Here is a 23,068-nt window from a genome sequence, read left to right on the forward strand (position 1 = left end):
ACCGGCCTCTCTATTTAGCGAAGTGTGTTTTCCAACCAAGCCGGGACACTGTTCAACGCATCCGGCAGCGCATCGGGCTGACTACCGCCTGCTTGAGCCATATCAGGGCGCCCCCCCCCTTTGCCACCCACTTGGGAGGCCACATGATTAACCAGCTCGCCCGCTTTAACACGGCCAGTTAAATCAGAAGTGACCCCAGCAATCAGGCTGACTTTACCAGCGGCCTTGTCGGCAGTGGCTAGCATAATCACGCCAGAGCCTAGCTTGTTTTTCAGCTGATCCAATACGCCGCGCAGATCTTTGCCAGACACGCCTTCCAACTCAGTTACCAGCAGCTTCACGCCGCCCACTTCCTGCACTTGGCTGAGCATATCGCTACCCGCTGCACTGGCGAGTTTCGCTTTGAGCTGCTCTAACTCTTTCTCCAGGCTGCGGTTGCGCTCCACAAGCGATTCGACACGCGCTTCCACCTGCTCTGGCTTGGTTTTTAAGCGTTCGCCAATCCGCTGAACGCGGGCTTCTTGCTCACGGAAGTAAGCAAGTGCGTTTTCGCCGGTGATAGCTTCAATACGACGCACACCCGAGGCAATACCTACTTCGCTCACCACGTGACAGCAGCCAATGTCGCCACTGCGGCTAACATGCGTACCGCCACACAGCTCGATCGAGAAGTCATCGGCACCAATGGTCAGCACACGCACGTTATCCGCGTATTTCGCTTCAAACAGCGCTGCCGCGCCTTTGGCCTTAGCGTCCGCTAGGCTCATTTGCTCGATTTTGGTCGGTGCGTTGGCCAAAATCTGCTCATTGACGATGCGCTCTACTTCAGCAAGCTGCTCAGCGGTCATGGGTTCAAAGTGGCTGAAGTCAAAGCGCAGACGCTCAGCGTTAACCAGCGAGCCTTTCTGCTGCACGTGGTCACCCAGCACCATACGCAGCGCTTTATGCAGCAGGTGGGTCGCTGAGTGATTACGAATGGTCGCGCCGCGTAGGCTGGCATCGACTTCGCCGCGCACGCTGGCACCTACGTTCAACGCGCCCTCAACCATCACGCCTTGGTGAAGGTGGTGGCCGCTCTGCTTCTGAGTATCGGAGACCTGGAAGCGGCCGCCATCAACGTGCAGGTAACCGGTATCACCGACCTGGCCACCGGACTCTCCGTAGAACGGCGTACGGTCCAGCACTACTGTGCCCTTCTGGCCAGCTTCCAGCGCCGCCAGCGCGTTGCCCTCGCTATCCACAATCGCAGTGACGGTGGCTTGGTCTTCCAGCAACTCATAGCCGGTAAACTGGGTTTCGCCATCCAGCTCAATCGATGCGGTGTAATCAGCACCAAACTGGCTGGCCGCTCGTGCACGCTCGCGCTGGGCTTCCAATTCACGCTGGAAACCTTCCTCGTCCAAGCGCACTTCACGCTCGCGACAAACATCGGCGGTTAAATCAAACGGAAAACCGTAGGTATCGTACAGCTTGAACACGGTTTCACCGGGCAGCACGTCGCCCTGAAGCTCTTCCAGAGCGGCGTTGAGCAGGCCCATACCGTGATCTAGCGTGCGCGCGAACTGCTCCTCCTCTTTCAACAGCACGCGGGCGATCTGCTCGCTGGCATCGCGCAGATCAGGGTAGGCATCGCCCATCTCAGCGTCGAGCGCGGAGACCAGTTTGTGGAAGAACGGCTCGGATGCGCCCAGCTTGTGGCCGTGGCGAATAGCGCGACGAATAATCCGACGCAGCACGTAGCCCCGGCCTTCATTGGAGGGCAGTACACCATCAGCAATCAAGAAAGCGCAGGAGCGAATATGGTCGGCGATGACGCGCAGCGACGGCGTGGTGGTGTCGCCGTGACCAGTAGCGTCGGCAGCGGCTTGCAGCAGGTTCTGGAACAGATCGATTTCGTAGTTAGAGTGCACACCCTGCATTACCGCCGCAACGCGCTCTAAGCCCATACCGGTGTCGATAGAGGGCTTGGGTAGCGGGTTGAGCGTGCCTTGGGCATCGCGCTCAAACTGCATAAATACAAGGTTCCAGATCTCGATGTAGCGGTCGCCATCCTCTTCCGGGCTTCCGGGCGGGCCACCCCATACCTCAGGGCCATGATCAAAGAAGATCTCAGAGCTGGGACCACAGGGGCCGGTGTCGCCCATTTGCCAGAAGTTATCTTCATCCAGCTTGGAGAAGCGCTCCGGGTCAATACCGATCTCATCTTTCCAGATGCGTTCGGCTTCATCGTCGCTGATATGCACCGTGATCCACAGTTTCTCTTTAGGCAGGCCCAGCGTTTCAGTCAGGAAGGTCCAGGCGAAGCGGATGGCATCACGCTTGAAATAGTCGCCAAAGCTGAAGTTGCCCAGCATTTCGAAGAAGGTGTGGTGGCGAGCGGTGTAGCCAACATTATCTAAGTCGTTATGCTTACCGCCTGCACGTACGCAGCGCTGAGCAGAGGTAGCGCGAACGTAGGGGCGCGGGTCGCGGCCAAGGAACACATCTTTAAAGGGCACCATGCCCGCATTGGTAAACAGCAGCGTCGGGTCGTTACCCGGCACCAGCGAGCTAGACGGCACCACCGTGTGCCCATGCTCTTCAAAAAACGTTAAAAAGGCCTGTCTGATCTCTGCGCTTTTCATAGGGTATCCGTAACAAGAAAGCGTGATGCCCCAGGGCGCTGTCGCCGCCACCCGCTGGGGTCGCAAAGGGACCATTATAACGCAGTTGTCAAACGACTAAAGCCGCAGTTAGTGGCAAAACCAAAACAGACGGCCCAAACAGAGAAGAAATAAACAGGAAGAAAGCCGCTGTAAGCTAGGGCAGTAACAGCCCTGAGCGGGGCTATAGACAGACCAGAGCGGGGCTACAAACAGGAAAGCGCATAGCGAATTTGCTCAAAATCAAACCCACGCGCTGCTAAAAAACGCTCGCGCTTGGCACGCTCTTTGGGGGAATCACCCGGCGTGGAAAAACGCCTTACCAGCGTTTCTCGAGCAAGCTCAAACCAGTCTACCGCTTCACGCTCTTCTACTGCTGCCAGCGCGGCGGCCTGAGTTTCCTGTTCAACCCCGCGTTGGCGAAGCTCGCCTTTAATGCGAATTACGCCCTGCCCTCTGGAAATACGCGAGCGTATAAAGCTCTCGGCAAAGCGTGCATCGGACTGCAGCGACTGCTCGGCCAGGGCATCTAGGCAAGCAGAGATTTCGTCGGCATCAAAAGTTTTTTGCTGTAACTTACGCGCCAGCTCGGCGCGAGAATACTCGCGCCGAGCCAGTAGTTGAATCGCCACTTCACGTGCAGAAGCATCCACATTAGAGGAAAACATTGAGTTTCCCTCTTAGCACATGCAATGGAGGTAGCGGCTTAAAGCAGATCATCATCGCTATCTGTAGCCACATCAGCGGCAGGCGCTTCTTCCTTCTTCGGCTCCGCCTTGGCCAGTAGCTGATCACGAATCTGGGTTTCGATCTCGTTCATGATTTCAGGATGCTCTTCCAGGTACTGCGCCGCATTGGCTTTACCCTGGCCGATCTTGTTGCCTTTATAGCTGTACCAAGCGCCTGCTTTGTCCACTAGGCTGCACTGCACGCCAAGATCGATAACCTCACCCGCGTGGTAGATACCTTTGCCATACAGGATTTGAAACTCAGCCTGACGGAACGGCGGTGCCACCTTGTTTTTGACGACTTTCACGCGAGTTTCGTTACCGGTGACCTCATCGCCCGACTTCACGGAGCCGGTGCGGCGAATATCCAAACGCACACTGGCATAAAACTTCAGCGCGTTACCGCCAGTGGTGGTTTCGGGGCTGCCGAACATCACGCCAATCTTCATACGAATCTGGTTGATGAAGACCACCAAGCAGTTGGCGTTTTTGATGTTACCGGTGATTTTACGCAGCGCCTGGGACATCAAGCGCGCCTGCAGGCCCACGTGGGAGTCGCCCATTTCGCCTTCGATTTCCGCACGCGGAGTCAGTGCAGCCACGGAGTCGATGATAATCACATCCACACCGCCGGAGCGGACCAGCATATCGGTGATTTCCAGCGCCTGTTCACCGGTGTCCGGCTGGGAAACCAGCAGGTCGTCCAGGTTGACGCCCAGCTTCTCAGCGTAGCTGGGGTCGAGCGCGTGCTCGGCATCGACGAAGGCACACACTTTGCCCTGCTTTTGCGCTTGAGCAATGACCGAAAGCGTCAGGGTGGTTTTACCCGATGACTCTGGGCCAAAGATTTCGACGACACGACCAAACGGTAAACCACCAATGCCGAGTGCAATATCCAGCCCCAGCGAACCGGTGGAGACAGACGGCATCACGACGCGTGGCGCATCGCCAAGGCGCATAACGGTCCCTTTACCAAACTGGCGATCAATCTGGCTGAGTGCAGCATTAAGCGCTTTTGTGCGGTTGTCTTCCTGAGCCATGCGGAAATTCCTCATAACAAGCTGTATAATTAGCCAGTAGTATGCCAAAGATTAGCGGCTAAACAAATCCTCAGCGGCAACTTTAACGATTATTTCTTCTGTGCCTGAGCGCTCAGCCTCGACACTAAACCCGCCAGCGCTTCGCGCACCGCCTGCTCCCGCACCGCTTGGCGGTCGCCGGGGAAGTGGAAGCACTCTGCCTGCTGCTGTCCAGCACTGCCCCAGGCAATCCATACGGTACCTACCGGTTTTTCGTCGCTACCGCCCTCCGGGCCGGCCACACCGCTCACCGCAACAGCTAAATCAGCCCCGCTTTCACGGCAGGCTCCCGCCACCATCGCCTTCACCACGGCCTCGCTAACGGCTCCATGGGCTTCAAGCGTGGCAGGCTCTACACCAAGCAGGCGGGTTTTCGCGGCGTTTGAGTAGGTCACATAGCCCGCCGTAAAGTACGCCGAACTGCCTGCCGCCGAGGTAATCGCACTGGCAATGCCTCCTCCGGTGCAAGACTCTGCGGCGGTCACTTCAACGCCAAGCTGAAGGCAAAGCCGCCCCAGCCGCTGGGCAAGCAGCGATAAATCGAGGTTCTTGAGGCTGGAAACGCTGGGGGGCATGGTGACTCCTTCATGTAAGACCTTAGGGTAGCGTAGAATACTGCGTTTAGCTTTCTCAACGAAATTGCTCAACGAACATGCCGCAGGCCAACCGCTTGCGCCACGCTCAATCAGGACGCCCATGTCACAGGCCAGCCCCGCCCATACGCCAATGATGGCGCAATACCTTAACATCAAGCGCGAGCACCCCGAGGTACTGCTGTTTTACCGAATGGGGGATTTTTACGAGCTGTTTTTCGACGACGCCAAACGCGCCGCTGCGCTGCTGGATATCACCCTGACCCAGCGCGGCCAGTCGGGGGGTAAACCCATCCCCATGGCCGGGGTGCCCTACCATAGCGCGGAAGGTTATTTAGCCCGCTTAGTAGCAGGCGGTGAGTCGGTGGCGATTTGCGAGCAAATCGGCGACCCAGCCACTAGCAAAGGCCCGGTGGAGCGTCAGGTGGTGCGCATCGTCACGCCAGGCACGCTGCACGATGAGGCGCTACTGGATGCCCGCCGAGACAACGTCTTGGTGGCCGTTGCCCCCGATAAAGCGGGCTGGGGGCTTGCTTGGTTAGAGCTCTCTAGCGGACGTTTTAACGTACTGGAAGTGGAGAGTGAGGCGGAAATGCTGGCGGAACTCACCCGCCTCTCCCCTGCCGAGCTGCTGGTGCCCGAGAGCCTGACCCTGCCCGATGCGTGGTCGCAAAAGCGCAGTCTACGCCGCCAGGGGGAGTGGCTATTCGATCTGGAGAGCGCCACCCGCAGCCTGTGCGACCAACTTGAAGTCAGCGACCTGCGTGGCTTTGGCTGCGCGCACCTCTCCACGGCACTGATCGCGGCCGGTGTCTTGATCGACTACGCCCGCGATACCCAGCGCTCGCGCCTGCCCCACGTGACCGCCATCAGCGTAGAGAACCGCGACGATGCCGTGGTGATCGACGCCGCCAGCCGCCGTAACCTGGAGATCGACATCAACCTGGGCGGCACCGGCGATAACACCCTGGCCAGCGTGCTTGATACCTGCACCACGGCCATGGGTTCGCGACTTTTAAAGCGCTGGCTGAACCGCCCACTGCGCCAGCGGGAGATCGTCGAAGGCCGCCAAGCCGGCGTGGCCCTACTCTCTATTGATGCCAACTATATGAGCCTGCGGGATACGCTGAGCGACGTGGGGGACGTGGAACGCATACTCGCCCGCGTCGCTCTTTACAGCGCACGCCCACGCGATCTCGCACGACTGAGAGATGCGCTCGCCACGCTGCCCACGCTGGAAGCGCTGCTGACCGATATCGACAGCGGCAGCGCCCTGGATAGCCTCAAGCCGCACATTCGCCCCTACCCCGAGCTGGCCGATACGCTAGCGCGAGCGCTGGTCGACAACCCGCCCGTAGTGATTCGGGATGGCGGCGTGATTGCCGACGGCTTCGATGCCGAGCTAGATGAGCATCGCGGCATGGCCGAAAACGCAGGCGACTATCTCGTTCAGTTAGAACTGAGAGAGCGCGAACGCACGGGGCTTGCCAACCTAAAAGTCGGCTATAACCGTGTACACGGCTATTTTATCGAGCTACCCCGCGCCCAGGCGCAGCACGCTCCAGCCGACTATATCCGCCGTCAAACGCTGAAAAACGCCGAGCGCTTTATTATTCCTGAGTTGAAGGAGTTCGAGGATAAAGCGCTCTCCGCCAAGTCGCGGGCGCTGACGCGGGAAAAGTGGCTCTATGATCAGTTGCTAGCCGAGCTCAACGCCCAGCTGCACGAGCTACAAAACACCTCACGCGCGCTGGCTGAGCTGGATGTACTGTGTGCTTTTGCCGAGCGTGCCGACGCGCTTAACTGGGTACGCCCGCAGCTAGTGGACGCGACCGGCATTACCATTACCGCCGGACGGCACCCGGTGGTCGAACAGGTGAGCGACACGCCGTTCGTGCCCAACGATGTTATGCTAACGCCCAAGCAGCACATGCTGATTATCACCGGCCCCAACATGGGCGGTAAATCGACCTACATGCGCCAAACCGCCCTGATCGCCCTGCTGGCCCATAGCGGCAGCTTCGTACCCGCCGATGCCGCCGAGATCGGCCCGGTTGACCGTATCTTTACCCGGATCGGATCGTCAGATGATCTAGCGGGCGGGCGCTCTACCTTCATGGTAGAAATGACCGAAACCGCCAATATTTTGCACAATGCCACCGAACACAGCCTGGTGTTAATGGATGAGATTGGCCGTGGCACTAGCACCTTCGATGGGCTTTCCTTGGCCTGGGCAAGCGCTGAGCACTTAGCTAAATCCCAAGCGCTAACGCTCTTTGCTACTCATTACTTTGAAATGACCGCGCTGCCTGAGCAAACAGAGGGGGTTGCCAATATTCACCTGACCGCCACCGAACACGGCGACGGCATTGTGTTTATGCATCGGATCGAAGCAGGTCCGGCAAGCCAAAGCTACGGTTTGCAGGTGGCACAGCTGGCGGGGGTACCTAGCCACGTGATCCTCCGCGCCCGTGAAAAGCTGATGATGTTAGAGCAGCGGGATGTGGACGAGCAGCAGCACCCAACGCCTAACATGAGTGCACCGCAGCAGAACGATCTCTTCGCCAGTGCGCCCCACCCGGTAGTAGAGGCGCTTAGTAAGGCAGATATCGACGATTTATCGCCCCGTGAAGCGCTGGCGTTGCTGTATCAGTGGCGCGAGCTGCTATGAAGGGAACTATAGAGAAAGGGTATAAAAAGCGGCCGTAATCGCATCAACGGATAACGGCGAGCGCTTGCCGCCGGGTTAGGGCACCACTAGAATGTCGCCCATACTTTTTATCTTATAAAAAACCGCTGATTTATAACCATTCACGATTGACCACGACCGGGAGGCTTCTCGGTCTCGCAAGAGGGATAGCAAGATGACGTTTGTCGTTACCGAGAACTGCATCCAATGCAAATACACTGACTGTGTGGAAGTTTGCCCAGTCGACTGTTTCTACGAAGGCCCCAATTTCCTGGTTATTCACCCGGACGAGTGCATCGACTGCGCGCTGTGTGAGCCAGAGTGTCCTGCTGAGGCAATATTCTCGGAGGATGAGCTGCCAGATGGCCAAGAGCAGTTTATCGAGATCAACGCGGAGTTGGCCGAAGTGTGGCCCAATATCGCTGAGAAGAAAGACCCGCTGCCCGACGCCGAAGAGTGGGACGGAAAAACCGGTAAGCTGGAAAAACTAGAGCGTTAAGTGCTCCTGGCAAGGCAAGCCGCGTAAAAACCAGCGTTCGCGCTGGTTTTTTATTGGCTGGAAAAGCCGCCGTGCAGAAAACGCGCATAAAAAAAAGGCGACCCGTAGGTCGCCCGCTCCAAGCACTTCCTCTGACCACTCCCTGTGTCAACCTCCTCAGGCGACTTCCTTGCCAGGACTCACATCTCTGTATCACCCGGCGCACCTGCTTGCATCCCGTTGCATCCTGCCTGAAGCATCCTTGCCTCCCCTTGTCCTGAATGCATTGTGGCAGAACAGCCCAAGTTCTCAAGCAAGCTCAAAACGCAAAAGGCGAGCCTGAATGGCTCGCCTAATTTCAAAAAAATCATAAAATTCAATCACTTAAATTAAGATTAGTGAAGAATTTCGTTTTTTCTTACAGCAATCCGAGCGAATGTCGTCGGCATCTGTAAGAGATCTCTTACAAAAAATTGAGAGATCTCTTACGCATAGGTGCTGCTTTTGTGCTTACTGGCCTTTAATCGCTTTCAAACCTGGGTAGGTTACATCGCCAAGCTCGGCTTCAATGACCAGCAGACGGTTGTATTTCGCCACGCGGTCAGAGCGGCACAGCGAACCGGTCTTGATTTGACCAGCACAGGTGCCTACGGCCAAATCGGCAATAGTGGTATCTTCCGTTTCACCGCTACGGTGGGAAATGACCGCCGTGAAGCCAGCATCCTGAGCCATTTTGATCGCATCCAGGGTTTCCGACAGCGAGCCAATCTGGTTGAACTTGATCAGAATGGAGTTACCAATCTGCTCGTCGATGCCGCGCTTGAGGATTTTGGTGTTGGTCACGAACAAATCATCACCCACCAGCTGTACTTTATCGCCCAGCTTATCGGTCAGCGCTTTCCAGCCCGCCCAATCGGACTCGTCCATACCATCTTCGATAGAGACGATCGGGTAGTCGGCACACAGGCCCGCTAGGTAGTCCGCAAAGCCTTCGGCGTCGTAGCTCTTGCCTTCGCCAGAGAGGTTGTACTGGCCATCCTTGTAGAACTCGGAAGAGGCGCAGTCCAGTGCCAGCGTGACGTCGCTGCCCAAGGTGTAGCCCGCATCGGCAACGGCCTGCTTGATGACCGCCAGGGCGTCCGCGTTGGAAGCCAGGTTCGGCGCAAAGCCGCCTTCATCACCGACCGACGTAGAGAGGCCTTTGGCAGAGAGCACTTTTTTCAGTGCGTGGAAAATCTCCGCGCCCATACGCAGACCTTCACGGAAGTTCGCAGCGCCGACTGGCTGCACCATGAACTCCTGGATATCCACATTGTTATCCGCGTGCTCGCCGCCGTTCAGAATGTTCATCATCGGCACCGGCATGCTGTACTGACCGGGCTGGCCGTATAGCTCGGCGATGTGAGCGTACAGCGGCACGCCCTTGGCGTTTGCCGCGGCCTTGGACGCCGCCAGAGAGACAGCCAGAATCGCATTGGCACCTAGGGTCGCTTTGTTATCCGTGCCATCCAGATCCAGCATGGCGTTGTCCAAGCCGCGCTGGTCCCGCGCATCCATTCCCAACAACGCTTCACGGATCTTGCCATTCACGGCCTCAACGGCTTTTAAAACGCCTTTGCCGAGGTAGCGTGCCTTGTCGCCATCGCGCAGCTCAAGCGCTTCACGGGAGCCTGTGGAGGCACCGCTGGGTGCACAGGCAACGCCTACGGCACCGCTTTCCAAACGCACGGTAGCCTGAACGGTCGGGTTACCGCGCGAATCGAGCACTTCCAGCGCGCTGATTTCAACAATTTTGGTCATGACAGTGTCCTTTGGTTGTCGGTCTAATAGATGAGAGATCCAATGTATACCACGGATTAACGCCGCGATTAACGGATGGTTAAGGGATCGAAGCCTTTTACCAGAGCGTCTAACTGCGACAGCTGCGTTAAGAATGGCTCTAATTGATCCAGCGGCAGCGCACAGGGGCCGTCGCACTTGGCGTTATCGGGGTCTGGATGAGCTTCTAAAAACAGCCCCGCCAAACCAACCGCCACGCCCGCACGAGCAAGCTCTGCCACTTGGGCACGGCGGCCATCGGCGCTGTCCGCCCGGCCACCGGGGCGCTGCAGGGCATGGGTGACATCGAAGAACACTGGGTAGCCGGTCTGCTTCATATCGCCAAAGCCCAGCATATCTACGACGAGGTTGTTGTAACCAAAACTGCTGCCCCGCTCGCACAGCATCAGGCGGTCATTGCCCGCTTCCTGAAACTTGTTGAGGATATGGCGCATTTCATGGGGGGCTAAAAACTGCGGCTTTTTGATATTAATCGCCGCACCCGTTTTCGCCATTGCCACCACTAGATCGGTTTGGCGCGCCAAAAAGGCCGGCAGCTGAATAATATCGGCGACTTCAGCAGCAGGCGCTGCCTGCCACGGCTCGTGCACATCGGTAATGATGGGGACGTGATGGCGCGCCTTGATATCGGCCAGAATTTGCAGGCCTTTTTCCAGCCCAGGCCCCCTGTAGGAGTGGATCGAGCTGCGATTTGCTTTGTCGAAACTGGCCTTGAACACATAAGGCATACCCAGTTTTTGCGTCACATTAACGTACGCCTGTGCAACTTCATCGGCCAGCTCCGCCGACTCCAGCACGTTCATGCCGCCAAGCAGCATGAGTGGCAAAGAATTGCCGGCGGTTAAGCCGGCAACGTTGATGTGATGCTCTGGGAATTGGGATTGAGAAGACATGCTTCCCCCTTTATTCCTGAGGTGCGGCGTGGGCACGGGTGCGTGCCGTTTTGTGCTCTAGTGCGGCATTGACGAAGCCCGAGAAGAGCGGATGACCATCGCGGGGCGTCGAGGTGAACTCCGGGTGGAACTGACACGCCACGTACCAAGGGTGATCCGCCAGCTCGACCACTTCGACCAGCGACTGATCGACGCTCTTGCCCGAAATCACCAGGCCGGCGGCTTCCAGATCATCGATGAACTGGTTGTTGACCTCGAAGCGGTGGCGATGACGCTCGACGATTTCGTCGGCACCGTAGGCTTCGCGGGCTTTGCTGCCGGATGCCAGGTGGCACACTTGGCCGCCCAAACGCATGGTGCCGCCCAGGTCGGAGGCCGCGTCGCGCAGCTCGATCTTGCCTTCGGCGTTGATCCACTCGGTGATCAACCCCACCACCGGGTGTTTGGTATCGTGAGTAAACTCGGTGGAGTTGGCATCCTTCCAGCCTGCCACGTTGCGCGCAAACTCAATCACCGCCACCTGCATGCCTAAACAGATACCCAGGTAGGGAATGTTGTTTTCACGGGCAAACTGGGCGGTCAGAATCTTGCCTTCCACACCGCGCTCGCCAAAACCGCCAGGCACCAGAATGGCGTCTTTGCCTGCCAGGCGCTCGGTACCGTGACGCTCGATGTCTTCAGAGTCGATGTAGTCGACGTTGACCTTAATACGGCCTTGAATGCCCGCATGGATCAGCGCTTCGTTCAGCGACTTGTAGGCATCCAGCAGCTCCATGTACTTGCCGACCATGGCGATGCTGACCGACTTCAGCGGGTTCAGCTTGGCATCGAGTACCTTGACCCACTCCGACAGATCCGCAGGCTCAGCTTCTAAGCGCAGCTTGTCGCAGACGATATCGTCCAGGCCGTGCTCGTGAAGCATTAGCGGAATGCGGTAGATGGTGTCGGCGTCTTGCAGCGGCACTACCGCACGCTCTTCCACATTGGTGAACAAGGCGATCTTGCGACGCTCGCTCTCCTCAAGCTCCACTTCGCTGCGGCAAATCAAAATATCCGGCTGGATACCGATGGAGCGCAGCTCTTTTACGCTGTGCTGCGTCGGTTTGGTTTTGGTTTCGCCAGCGGTCTTGATGTACGGCACCAGGGTGAGGTGCATGTAAATGGCGCGGCTGGCGCCCAGCTCGCTGCGAATCTGACGAATGGACTCCAGGAACGGCAGTGATTCGATATCGCCCACCGTACCGCCGATCTCCACCAGCGCCACATCGAAGCCTTCGCCTCCAGCGTAGACGCGCTGCTTGATCTCATCAGTGATGTGCGGAATGACCTGCACAGTGCCACCCAGGTAGTCACCCCGGCGCTCTTTGCGCAGCACATGTTCGTACACGCGGCCGGTGGTGAAGTTGTTGCCCTGGGTCATTTTGGTGCGAATAAAGCGCTCATAGTGACCTAAGTCCAAGTCCGTCTCGGCGCCATCCTCGGTGACGAACACCTCGCCGTGCTGGAAGGGACTCATGGTGCCCGGGTCCACGTTGATGTACGGGTCGAGCTTGAGCATGGTGACCTTAAGGCCGCGGGCCTCGAGAATCGCCGCCAGCGAGGCCGACGCGATGCCCTTGCCAAGAGAGGACACAACGCCGCCGGTCACGAAGATATATCGTGTCATGGAAAACCTGTCGAAACGTGATCAAAAGGCGTAACAGAAAGCCACACCAGGATGGGACGACAGAATAGCAGAGTACGCCTTAAGGCTCAATTTGAACTGAAACAGCGCCAGCCTCGGTCGCGAGCTAAAGCTGCCTCCCACCCTAGCTATTGGCTACACATAACTAGCTACTGGCTGCACATAAACAGTGGGAGGCCAATTGATCGAGCCAAAGGATGCCGATGCACAGTTGCCCCAGAAGTAGGTCTGCGCGAGGGCGCTGTGAACCCCTCCCTGGGCGCTACTTTTGTCATCCATGACAAACGACCCTCGCTACGACCTACCCCTGGTGCTGTTCGGCATGACATACACACTTTACACGCCTAGGTAATCCAGAATGCCCTCGGCGGCCTGACGCCCTTCATAAATAGCGGTGACCACGAGATCAGAGCCGCGCACCATATCGCCACCGGCAAAGATTTTCTCGTTGCTGGTTTGGAAGGCGTACTGGCCATGCTCAGGCGCTTTAACAAGATCCCATTCGTTGACGTCGATATTGGCGCTATCGAACCACGGTGCCGGGCTTGCCTGGAAACCAAAGGCCACCACGACTGCATCAGCCGCAACGATCTCTTCAGACCCCGGCACGACTTCGGGACGACGACGGCCGTTCTCATCCGGCTCGCCCAGGCGCGTACGGACTACCTTCACGCCCTCGACCTTATCTTCACCCACTACCGCTACCGGCTGGCGGTTGAACAGGAACTCGACGCCCTCTTCCCGCGCGTTAGCCACTTCACGGCGCGAGCCCGGCATGTTCTCTTCATCGCGGCGGTAGGCACAGGTCACGCTGGCGGCGCGCTGACGAATCGAGGTGCGGTTACAGTCCATCGCGGTATCGCCACCGCCCAGCACCACCACGCGCTTGCCTTCCATCGAGATAAAGTCGTTCGGGTCTTTCTCGAAGCCCAAGCGGCGGTTTACGTTGGCAATCAGGAAGTCCAGCGCCTTGTATACGCCGGGCAGATCTTCACCGGGGAAGCCGCCCTGCATGTACTTGTAAGTACCCATGCCCAGGAACACCGCGTCGTACTCCTGCAGCAGCGTCTCGAACTCGACATCAGTACCGATTTCGGTATTCAGACGGAACTCGACGCCCATTTCCTCGAATACCGCACGGCGGCGCTCCATGACGTTCTTTTCCAGCTTGAACTCAGGGATACCAAAGGTCAGCAGACCGCCAATTTCGGGGTACTTATCGAACACCACCGGCTTGACGCCGTTGCGCGCCAGAATATCAGCACAGCCCAAGCCCGCAGGACCTGCACCAACAATCGCGACTTTCTTATCGGTCCATACCACCTTGGACATATCAGGGCGCCAGCCCATGGCAAAGGCGGTATCGGTGATGTATTTCTCCACCGAGCCGATCGTCACCGCGCCAAAGCCGTCGTTCAGGGTGCAGTCACCCTCGCACAGACGATCTTGGGGGCACACGCGGCCACACACTTCCGGCAGCGAGTTGGTTTTGTGGGACAGCTCGGCGGCTTCAATAATGTTGCCTTCCACCACCAGCTGCAGCCAGTTGGGAATGTAGTTGTGTACCGGGCACTTCCACTCGCAGTAGGGGTTGCCGCAGTGCAAGCAGCGGTGCGCCTGGCTCGCCGCATCGGTGGGCTTGAACGGCTCGTAAATTTCCGCGAACTCTTTGGCCCGGGTGTGCGCCGGTTTTTTCTGTGGGTCTTTACGACCCACGTCGACAAACTGAAAATCGTTATTTAAACGGTTGGCCATGATCTCTCTCCTCGAAGCGTAGGCGCTGACGGTTATTGCGGCTGACGCCGAGACTGATCCAGCAGACTACCCAGGCTGGCCGCTTTTGGCTTCACCAGCCAGAAGTGGCGCGCGTAGTCGCTGAAGTCTTCCAGAATCGCCGCACCGCGTGCGGAACCCGTCGCGGCCACGTAGGCCTCGATCATCTCCCGCAGGTGGCGACGGTAGGCTTCCATCGCTTCGGTGTTGACCCGGTGAATCTCGACCAGCTCGTGGTTGTACTTATCCACGAAGCTACGATCTTCATCCAACACGTAGGCAAAACCACCGGTCATGCCCGCACCGAAGTTAACGCCGGTCTCACCCAGCACGCAGACCAAACCACCGGTCATGTACTCACAGCAGTGGTCGCCAGCACCTTCAATTACTGCCGTCGCACCCGAGTTACGTACTGCAAAACGCTCGCCTGCGGTACCAGCGGCAAACAGCGTGCCGCCTGTCGCCCCATAGAGGCAGGTGTTGCCGATAATGGCCGTTTTATGGCTCTCGAACTGGCTGACCTTGGGCGGCACGATCACGATGCTGCCGCCGTTCATGCCTTTACCGACGTAGTCGTTGGCATCGCCTTCCAGGTAGAGGTTCAGGCCACGAGCGTTCCATACGCCAAAGCTTTGTCCCGCCACGCCGGTAAAGCGCGCGGTGACCGGAGCGGCCTCAAGGCCATCTTCACCGTAACGCTTGGCAATGGCACCGGAGGTGAGCGCACCTACGCTGCGGTCGCAGTTGGTAATGGTGAAGTCGAAGGTGCCGCCAGACTGAGACTCAATGGCCTCTTTCAAAGCTGCCAGCACTTCTTGGTTTTTGGCACCTGGGTCATGGGGCACGTTGCGGCTTACTTCGCAGAACTGCGGTGCATCCGCAGGCACGAAATCGTTGGCCAGCAGCGGCATTAAGTCCAGCTTACGCTGCGACGCCGTATTGCCTTCCAGCACTTCCAGCAGGTCCGTGCGGCCAATCAGGTCGGTGAGCTTACGCACGCCCAGCATGGCTATCAATTCGCGCACTTCTTCAGCAATAAAGCGGAAGTAGTTTTTCACCATATCCACGGTGCCGCGGAAGTGCTCGCCACGCAGGAAGTCATCCTGGGTAGCAACACCGGTGGCACAGTTGTTTAGGTGGCAAATACGCAGGTACTTACAGCCCAGCGCGACCATCGGCGCAGTGCCGAAACCAAAGCTCTCCGCGCCGAGGATCGCCGCTTTAACGACATCGAGGCCGGTCTTCAGACCGCCATCGGTTTGCAGACGGATTTTGTCCCGCAGGCCGTTAATGCGAAGCGCTTGATGCACCTCAGGCAGACCCAGCTCCCAAGGGGAACCGGCATGCTTGATGGAGGTGAGCGGGCTTGCCGCGGTGCCGCCGTCGTAACCAGACACGGTGATCAAATCCGCATAGGCTTTGGCGACACCGGTCGCAATGGTGCCGATCCCTGGCTCGGAGACTAGTTTCACCGAGACCTGCGCTTCTGGGTTGACCTGCTTGAGGTCAAAGATCAGCTGCGCCAAGTCTTCGATGGAGTAAATATCGTGGTGCGGCGGCGGAGAAATCAGCGTGACACCGGGCACCGAGTAGCGCAAGCGGGCAATCAGCTGATTGACCTTGCCACCCGGCAGCTGGCCACCCTCACCGGGCTTGGCGCCCTGGGCTACCTTGATCTGCAGCACTTCGGCATTGACCAAGTAAGCCGGGGTAACACCGAAGCGGCCAGAAGCGATCTGCTTGATTTTCGAGCTGCGAATGGTGCCGTAACGCGCCGGGTCTTCGCCGCCTTCACCGGAGTTGGAGCGACCGCCCGCCTCGTTCATGGCCTGGGCCAGCGCTTCGTGCGCCTCGGGAGAGAGCGCACCCAGCGACATACCGGCGCTGTCAAAGCGCGGAATCAGCGCCTCAATGGGCTCGACCTCTTCCAGCGGCACCGGCGACTCAGAAGGCTTGAGCGTCAGCAGGTCACGAATGGTGGCCACTGGGCGCTCGTTGACCAGTTGGGCAAACTTCTTCCACTTGGCGTAGCTGCCTTCTTGCACAGCGGCTTGCAGCGATTTCACTACGTCCGGGTTGTAGGCGTGGTACTCGTGGCCATGCACGTATTTGAGCATGCCGCCTTGAGAGATCCCTTTGCGGGGAATCCATGCATCCTTAGCCAGCAGCTCTTGCTGGAGCTGAAGCTCGGCAAAGCCGGTGCCCTGAATACGCGAAGCCATGCCCACAAAGCAGGTGTTCATGACTTCATCCGACAGGCCTACCGCTTCAAACAGCATCGAGCCACGGTAGGACGCCAGCGTTGAGATGCCCATTTTCGAGAGAATCTTGAACAACCCTTTCTGCAGGCCTTTGCGGTAGTTCTCGCGGGCATCCGCCGGGTTGCCGGTCAGCTCGCCAGTGCGATGCATATCCGCCATGACCTGGTAGGCCAGCCACGGGAAGACAGCGGTTGCACCAACGCCGAACAGCACGGCCATCTGGTGTGCATCCCGGGCGTAGCCGGTTTCCACCACGATGTTAGCGTTCGGACGCAGCGCTAAACGGCCCAGGTGGGAGTGCACCGCGCCTACCGCAAGCGCCGCCTGAATAGGCAGTTGCCCTTTAGGCAGCTCGGCATCGGTCAGTACCAGAATGACTTTCCCCGCCCTTACCTGCGCTTCGGCTTCTTTACACAGCGCTTGGATCGCCTGCTGCAAGCTGGTCTGCTCTGGGTCGTAACCCAGCGGCAGAATATGGCTAGTAAACGCCGGATCTTCCTGGTTCACCAGCGCAGTAAATTTACGCGGCGACAGCACAGGGGTTGTCAGAATCAAGCGGTGGGCATGCTCAGGCGTCGCCTGGAAGACGTTCAGCTCGGCACCACAGCAGGTTTCCAACGACATCACGATCGCTTCACGCAGCGGGTCGATCGGCGGGTTGGTGACCTGAGCAAATTTCTGACGGAAGTAATCGGTGAGCAGACGCGGACGGCTCGACAGTACCGCCATGGGCGTATCGTCCCCCATGGAGCCCACCGCTTCCTGGCCACTTTCCGCCAGCGGGCGCAGCACTTGGTCACGCTCTTCAAACGTCACCTGGAACATCTTCTGCTGCACGTTCAGCGCGTCGGTATCCATGGTTTGGAAACGCGCCAGCTCGGTCAGCGCCGACTCCAGATAGTTCGCTTCCTGCTTCAGCCAGCGCTTGTAGGGGTAAGCGGACTTGAGGCGATCATCGATATCCTGGGTGTGTAGCACCTCACCGGTTTGGGTGTCCACGGCCAACATTTGACCAGGGCCCACGCGGCCTTTTGCCACCACGTCTTCCGGCTTGTAGCCGTAAGTGCCAATTTCAGACGCCAGGGTGATGTAGCCGTTCTTGGTAATCACCCAGCGCGCCGGGCGCAGGCCGTTACGGTCCAGCATACACACCGCTTGGCGACCGTCGGTCATCACCACGCCTGCGGGGCCGTCCCACGGCTCCATGTGCATGGAGTTGTACTCGTAGAACGCGCGCAGCTCGGCGTCCATGGTCTCGACGTTTTGCCAAGCGGGCGGCACCATCATGCGTACGGCACGGTGCAGTTCCATGCCGCCGGTCAGCAGCACTTCCAGCATGTTGTCCATACTGGAGGAGTCAGAACCGGTGGTGTTGACGATTTCGTCTAGTTTGGCGATGTCCGGCAGGCGTTCGTTAACGAAGTTCGCTTTACGCGAGTTCGCCCAGCCACGGTTGGCTTCAATGGTGTTGATTTCACCGTTATGCGCGAGCAGGCGGAACGGCTGCGCCAGCGGCCAGCGCGGCGCCGTGTTGGTCGAGAAGCGCTGGTGGAAAACGCAGATGGCGGTTTCCAGACGTGGGTCGTTGAGGTCTTTGTAGAACGCCGGTAAATCTTCCGGCATCACCAAGCCTTTATAGGAGACCACTTCGGTGGAGAGCGACGCCACGTAGAAGTCTTCGTCGCTGCGCAGCGCCTGTTCGGCGTAGCGGCGGCCCATGAAGAGATCAACGTCGAAGTTTTCGCTGCTGCCGGGGGCGACGAACAGCTGTTCAATGCGCGGTAGGCAATCTAGCGCCATAGGGCCACAGACACTCGAGTCGGTAGGCACAACACGCCAGCCCAGTACGTCCAAACCACGCGCGCTTAGCTCGGCGGCCAGGGTCTCTTTTGCCTTGGAGGCACGCGCGTCGTCGTTCGGCAGGAAAACCGAGCCCACCGCAAAGCGCTCGCCTAGCCCCACATCGAGCGCTTCTTTTGCAGCAGCACGCATGAACTGCGCGGGCATCTTCAGCAGCAGGCCACAACCGTCGCCGGTTTTGCCATCTGCCGCGATACCACCGCGGTGGGTCATGCAAGTCAGTGATTCAATAGCCGTTTTCAGCAAGTCGTGGCTGACCTGCCCTTCCATATGGGCAATAAGGCCAAAGCCGCAGTTATCGCGAAACTCGCCTGGCTGGTGAAGACCTCTATTCATGGGCGTGCCTCTAGTCAGCGTATTTTGTAAGCAGCGTTTTTATGGTATTATTGCGGGTTTTTCTTTTTTTATGGATCTTGTTACCCGCCCAAAATAGGGTATTTTCCGTATCCGCTGCTGCAAGAAAATGGTCGCTCAGCATAGCGATTTGCCACTGCGTAGCGCAATCGCCCGGCGCGCGCCAATCATCAAAAACCCTCGCCAAATCCCGTATTTGCATTACCGTTCAACAAAAAAATAGTTACACTTCAATGGCTTGCAAATAAAAGAAACGATATTTTAACGGCATAATCGAACCGTTAGACTTTAGTCTAATTACAAGCCAAAACCCCATGCCGATAGCGCATAAGGCATACGGATTCCATTATCCACCCGCTAATCTCAAGCAAGTACGTATAAAAAAACCCGCCGTTAAAAGGCGGGTTTCAGAGTAGATAGTGGGTTAGCCAACGACGCCTTGGCCGCGAGGGTAATTATCTAATAGGTGGCGAAGCGTTTCGGCAGGCGTTGAATCGCTGACACAGGCGTCTCCCAAGTCGTTCAGTAGCACCAGACGCAAGCGCGCATCCACGTTCTTTTTATCCAGCCGCATGCGCGCCAAGAAGTCATCAGACGACATTCCCGTTGGCGCGACCAGCGGCAGGCCAGCGCTTTCAATCACCATTTTGGTACGTTCAAGCGCCTCATGGCTAATCCACCCAAGCTGGTGGGAGAGTGTCGCTGCCATGGCTATACCTGCCCCCACCGCTTCACCGTGAAGCCAATTGCCATAGCCTTGATGCGCCTCAATGGCGTGGCCAAACGTGTGGCCAAGGTTCAACAGCGCCCGCACGCCCTGCTCGGTTTCATCTTCCGCCACAATATCGGCTTTGATTTGACAGCTTTTGGCAATGGCCTCTGCCACCACGGCTGGCTCAACGCGGCGCAGCGCCGTCATGTTCTGCTCAAGCCAAGCGAGGAAGGCAGCATCGCGAATAAAACCGTACTTCACTACCTCGGCAAGCCCCGCTGAGAGCTCCCGAGCGGGCAGCGTGGTGAGAGTAGCAATATCCACCACCACGGCTTTGGGCTGCCAAAACGCACCAATCATGTTCTTACCCAGCGGATGGTTCACACCGGTTTTGCCACCCACCGAGGAGTCCACCTGGGAAAGCAGCGTGGTGGGCACTTGAATAAAGGCCACCCCGCGCTGATAGGAAGCAGCGGCATAGCCCACCATATCGCCAATCACACCGCCGCCAAGGGCAATGAGTGTGCAGCGGCGGTTAAAGCCGGCTTCCAGCAGCGCATCCCAAATGCGTCCTACCTGCTCGATGGTTTTGTACTGCTCGCCATCTGGCAGCACCACGGCACGCACGTCTAAATGCTCGGGTAAGCTAGAACGCAGCGTGTCTAAGTAGTGCGGCGCCACGGTTTCATTGGTGACGATCATGACTTGGCTACCGGCCAGATAGGGCACAAAACTGTCTGAGCGATTTAATAGCCCAACGCCAATATGGATGGGGTAGCTGCGCTCACCCAGTTCAACGGTTAGCGTACGGTCATGGGCTAGCTCTGTCATTGAGATACCTTTTTATGCGGGGCGCTGGCGGTTTCTAACGGATCAATCAGGCGATGCACGCGGCGTAAAATTTCATTCACCACGGCACGGGGGCTACGGCGATCCGTACGTACCGTAATGTCGGAAGTAGCACGATAGAGCGGATCACGGGCGGCGAACATATCGTTGAGCACCTGTTCGCGATTCGCGCACTGCAGCAACGGGCGGTTGCGATCTTTGGCGGTGCGTTTTAGCTGCTGCTCGACAGTGGTCATCAAGTACACCACTGTACCGCGATCGCGCAGCGCTCGGCGGTTCTCTTCTCGCAGCACCGCGCCACCGCCGGTGGCGACCACGACATCCGTGAGCTGGGTGAGCTCGTCAATCATCTGAATTTCACGCTGACGAAAGCCTTGCTCACCCTCCACGTCAAAAATCCAGGGTATATCGGCACCGCAGCGGTCTTGTATGGCGTGATCGCTATCGTAAAACGGGCGCGATAGTTCTCCCGCCAATAAGCGGCCTATCGTGCTTTTACCAGCCCCCATAGGGCCTATTAAGAAAAGATTGGGTAAATCCTGCATCAGCGAACCGCCAAACCATCATCAAGTAATCGTGGAGTGATAAAGACTAATAACTCTACCTTTTCATTGCTCTCTTCGGTATAGCGAAACAGCCTGCCCAGTATAGGAAGATCGCCCAGCAGCGGTGTTTTCGCTATTTGGCTCAGCTGTTCAGTGGTCAAAATACCGCCTAACACCACCGTCTGGCCATTATCGACCAGCACCTGGGTCTCGATTTGGTTGGTATCAATGGGCGGCTCGCCGCCGAACTCGCTCTCACGGAAGCTGTCGTTCTTGATTACCAAATCCATAATGATGCGGTTATCCGGGGTAATTTGAGGTGTTACCTCAAGGGAGAGCTCTGCCTCTTTAAACTCGGTATCTGGGTTGCCCTGGGCATCGACACTCTGGAATGCCCGCTCCTCCCCTTGGCGGATCGTTGCGGTGCGCTGGTTGGCGGTAATCACCCGAGGCTGGGAGATCGTCTGGCTTTTGCCTTCGCTTTCAAGGGCGCGCAACTCAAGGTCGAGCAGAATATCCCCTGAGAGATAGCCAAAGCTGAAGCCCGTATCAGCCGCTGCCGTTGAGCCTAAGTCCACCGCCAGGCCACCTTGGGCACGGTTGATGCCGTTGGGGTTGATGTCACGACGAGTGAAGTTGCCGTTGTCTTCCTCTAAGAAGCCTCGAGTGCTATCGACTCCCCAATTTACTCCTAGCTCTCGGGAAGCGGTATCACGGGCAATCACGATGCGCGCTTCGATCTGTACCTGACGCACCGCCACATCCAGCCGGTCCAGCGTCCGCATAATATCGCGCACCTGTTCGGCCGTGTCTTGAATGAGCAGTGTGTTGGTACGCTGGTCAACGCTAACGCGGCCACGCTCAGTGAGCAGCCCAAAACCGTCACCACCACGCAACAGCTGTGCTAAATCTTCGGCCCGTGCGTACTTTATCTCGATGAACTCAGTCACCAACGGTGCCAAGGTTTGCTGCTGGCTACGGGCCTCAATCTCCTGGCGCTCAATCTCGGCCAGCTCACTGGCCGGTGCTACTACAATCACATTGCCCTGTTCACGGCTAGAGAGCCCTTGGCTTTGCAAAATCAGCGCCAGCGCCTGGTCCCAGGGCACATCGTTGAGGTTGAGCGTTACTCGCCCAGTAACACTATCACTGGCGACTAGGTTCAAGCCGGTAAACTCAGCCAGCGTCGCCAGCACGGCTCGCACCTCAATATCTTGGAAATTGAGGCTCAGACGGTCGCCGGTGAAGCTTTCTCCCTGCTGCGCGCGGTCCTGCTGAGAGGCTTGGCTCACCGGCTGTACTTCCACGGTGAGTGTTCGCCCGCTTTGCGATGAAATCATCGCGTAGGGGCCGTTAGTTTGCAGCTCAAGCAGGGTTTCCCGCTGGCCAGTGCGGGGGGTTATGCGGGTAATGGGGGTAGCAAAGTCGGTCACATCGTAAATTTGATTCAAGGAATCAGGAATATCTACGTCGCGAAGCTCAGCAATAACGCGGCCCTCGCTCCCTTCCCGCACTTGCGTCACTACCCCTTCACGATCAAAAGAGACCAGCAAACGCCCTGCCCCATCAGCCCCCCGCTGGAAGTCGATATCCGTTACTTGCGGCCCCAGGGCAGTTTCCAACCCGCTACTCATACCTGCGGGCGAGTTGTCATTTGCAGCGCTAGTACTTTCAGGGCTTAGGGTGATGCGCAGCTGATCCCCTTCTATGCGAGAGGTGTAGTCCAGCGGCTCGCTCAGGTCGACCACTAGCCGTGTACGGCCATTGCCCTCCAGCGCGGTAATACGCTCCACACCTGCGCTGTCTACGTTAATGCGCCGCTGAGGCAAGCTGCTTTGGGTATCGGCTAGATCTAGTGCTAGACGCGGCGGAGTATTCAGCTGATAACCGCGAAGCTCGGCAACGCTGCCGCTAAATTGCAATACCAGCTCCACCTCGCCGCCACTGGTTGAACGCACATCAAGGTCCGTTAGCACTGAACCAAGGGCAAAGGTGGGCATCAGGGCTAACAATGACAGCGTAATTAGACGAAGCATGACGACCATAGCGTGTTATCCGATAACAAGTAAAAATACATAGGGCGCACCGT

At 57.8% G+C, this 23,068-nt stretch carries 14 protein-coding genes; 2 read left to right on the plus strand and 12 right to left on the minus strand.

Annotation, left to right across the window (positions count from 1 at the left end; translation table 11 throughout):
• Positions 1 to 14: 14 nt before the first annotated feature.
• From alaS to ACIGG6_RS10430, 4 genes are all read right to left on the minus strand, one after another.
• Positions 15 to 2,624: an alanine--tRNA ligase gene (alaS, locus tag ACIGG6_RS10415; RefSeq protein WP_399844356.1), complete on the minus strand. Its 2,610-nt coding sequence runs from the start codon at positions 2,622 to 2,624 to the stop codon at positions 15 to 17.
• Positions 2,625 to 2,848: 224 nt separating this feature from the next.
• The gene (locus ACIGG6_RS10420; protein ID WP_399844358.1) at positions 2,849 to 3,310 is read right to left on the minus strand and encodes a regulatory protein RecX; all 462 of its coding nucleotides are present in this window, start codon (positions 3,308 to 3,310) and stop codon (positions 2,849 to 2,851) included.
• 38 nt (positions 3,311 to 3,348) lie between these two features.
• On the minus strand, positions 3,349 to 4,410 hold the full coding sequence (gene recA, locus ACIGG6_RS10425; RefSeq protein ID WP_253503660.1) for a recombinase RecA: 1,062 nt from the start codon (positions 4,408 to 4,410) through the stop codon (positions 3,349 to 3,351).
• 89 nt (positions 4,411 to 4,499) lie between these two features.
• On the minus strand, positions 4,500 to 5,024 hold the full coding sequence (locus ACIGG6_RS10430; protein ID WP_044628864.1) for a CinA family protein: 525 nt from the start codon (positions 5,022 to 5,024) through the stop codon (positions 4,500 to 4,502).
• 121 nt (positions 5,025 to 5,145) lie between these two features.
• Between ACIGG6_RS10430 and mutS the strand changes: the two genes are divergently transcribed.
• Positions 5,146 to 7,713, plus strand: a complete 2,568-nt coding sequence (gene mutS / locus ACIGG6_RS10435; protein ID WP_399844360.1) for a DNA mismatch repair protein MutS — start codon at positions 5,146 to 5,148, stop codon at positions 7,711 to 7,713.
• A gap of 193 nt (positions 7,714 to 7,906) precedes the next feature.
• On the plus strand, positions 7,907 to 8,230 hold the full coding sequence (gene fdxA, locus ACIGG6_RS10440; protein ID WP_044628866.1) for a ferredoxin FdxA: 324 nt from the start codon (positions 7,907 to 7,909) through the stop codon (positions 8,228 to 8,230).
• A 489-nt stretch (positions 8,231 to 8,719) separates the two neighbouring features.
• Here fdxA and eno read toward each other — a convergent pair whose 3' ends face one another.
• The 8 genes from eno to pilQ form a co-directional block, all read right to left on the minus strand.
• Positions 8,720 to 10,009: a phosphopyruvate hydratase gene (eno, locus tag ACIGG6_RS10445; RefSeq protein ID WP_253505969.1), complete on the minus strand. Its 1,290-nt coding sequence runs from the start codon at positions 10,007 to 10,009 to the stop codon at positions 8,720 to 8,722.
• A 68-nt stretch (positions 10,010 to 10,077) separates the two neighbouring features.
• Entirely contained in the window at positions 10,078 to 10,941 is an 864-nt protein-coding gene (gene kdsA / locus ACIGG6_RS10450; protein ID WP_399844362.1) for a 3-deoxy-8-phosphooctulonate synthase, read from the minus strand.
• Positions 10,942 to 10,951: 10 nt separating this feature from the next.
• On the minus strand, positions 10,952 to 12,607 hold the full coding sequence (locus tag ACIGG6_RS10455) for a CTP synthase (protein ID WP_253505973.1): 1,656 nt from the start codon (positions 12,605 to 12,607) through the stop codon (positions 10,952 to 10,954).
• Between the two features lie 354 nt (positions 12,608 to 12,961).
• Positions 12,962 to 14,380: an FAD-dependent oxidoreductase gene (locus ACIGG6_RS10460; protein WP_253505975.1), complete on the minus strand. Its 1,419-nt coding sequence runs from the start codon at positions 14,378 to 14,380 to the stop codon at positions 12,962 to 12,964.
• A 32-nt stretch (positions 14,381 to 14,412) separates the two neighbouring features.
• On the minus strand, positions 14,413 to 18,855 hold the full coding sequence (gene gltB, locus ACIGG6_RS10465) for a glutamate synthase large subunit (RefSeq protein ID WP_399844364.1): 4,443 nt from the start codon (positions 18,853 to 18,855) through the stop codon (positions 14,413 to 14,415).
• Positions 18,856 to 19,297: 442 nt separating this feature from the next.
• Positions 19,298 to 20,416 (minus strand): 3-dehydroquinate synthase, encoded by a 1,119-nt coding sequence (gene aroB, locus ACIGG6_RS10470; protein WP_399844365.1) that lies wholly within the window; start codon positions 20,414 to 20,416, stop codon positions 19,298 to 19,300.
• Positions 20,413 to 20,979, minus strand: a complete 567-nt coding sequence (gene aroK / locus ACIGG6_RS10475; protein ID WP_062372331.1) for a shikimate kinase AroK — start codon at positions 20,977 to 20,979, stop codon at positions 20,413 to 20,415. Before aroK ends, aroB begins: the two co-directional genes overlap by 4 nt.
• Positions 20,979 to 23,024 carry a type IV pilus secretin PilQ gene (gene pilQ / locus ACIGG6_RS10480; protein ID WP_399844366.1) on the minus strand — a complete coding sequence of 682 codons (2,046 nt, stop codon included), beginning with the start codon at positions 23,022 to 23,024 and terminating at the stop codon, positions 20,979 to 20,981. Before pilQ ends, aroK begins: the two co-directional genes overlap by 1 nt.
• Positions 23,025 to 23,068 lie beyond the last annotated feature (44 nt).

Source organism: Vreelandella lionensis, assembly GCF_044543515.1.
GTDB classification, from domain to species: Bacteria; Pseudomonadota; Gammaproteobacteria; order Pseudomonadales; family Halomonadaceae; genus Vreelandella; species Vreelandella lionensis.

Coding starts and splice junctions, on each gene's coding strand:
- alaS (WP_399844356.1), bottom strand. CDS start 2,624: ATGAAAAGCGCAGAGATCAGACAGGCCTTTTTAACGTTTTTTGAAGAG.
- ACIGG6_RS10420 (WP_399844358.1), bottom strand. CDS start 3,310: ATGTTTTCCTCTAATGTGGATGCTTCTGCACGTGAAGTGGCGATTCAA.
- recA (WP_253503660.1), bottom strand. CDS start 4,410: ATGGCTCAGGAAGACAACCGCACAAAAGCGCTTAATGCTGCACTCAGC.
- ACIGG6_RS10430 (WP_044628864.1), bottom strand. CDS start 5,024: ATGCCCCCCAGCGTTTCCAGCCTCAAGAACCTCGATTTATCGCTGCTT.
- mutS (WP_399844360.1), top strand. CDS start 5,146: ATGTCACAGGCCAGCCCCGCCCATACGCCAATGATGGCGCAATACCTT.
- fdxA (WP_044628866.1), top strand. CDS start 7,907: ATGACGTTTGTCGTTACCGAGAACTGCATCCAATGCAAATACACTGAC.
- eno (WP_253505969.1), bottom strand. CDS start 10,009: ATGACCAAAATTGTTGAAATCAGCGCGCTGGAAGTGCTCGATTCGCGC.
- kdsA (WP_399844362.1), bottom strand. CDS start 10,941: ATGTCTTCTCAATCCCAATTCCCAGAGCATCACATCAACGTTGCCGGC.
- ACIGG6_RS10455 (WP_253505973.1), bottom strand. CDS start 12,607: ATGACACGATATATCTTCGTGACCGGCGGCGTTGTGTCCTCTCTTGGC.
- ACIGG6_RS10460 (WP_253505975.1), bottom strand. CDS start 14,380: ATGGCCAACCGTTTAAATAACGATTTTCAGTTTGTCGACGTGGGTCGT.
- gltB (WP_399844364.1), bottom strand. CDS start 18,855: ATGAATAGAGGTCTTCACCAGCCAGGCGAGTTTCGCGATAACTGCGGC.
- aroB (WP_399844365.1), bottom strand. CDS start 20,416: ATGACAGAGCTAGCCCATGACCGTACGCTAACCGTTGAACTGGGTGAG.
- aroK (WP_062372331.1), bottom strand. CDS start 20,979: ATGCAGGATTTACCCAATCTTTTCTTAATAGGCCCTATGGGGGCTGGT.
- pilQ (WP_399844366.1), bottom strand. CDS start 23,024: ATGGTCGTCATGCTTCGTCTAATTACGCTGTCATTGTTAGCCCTGATG.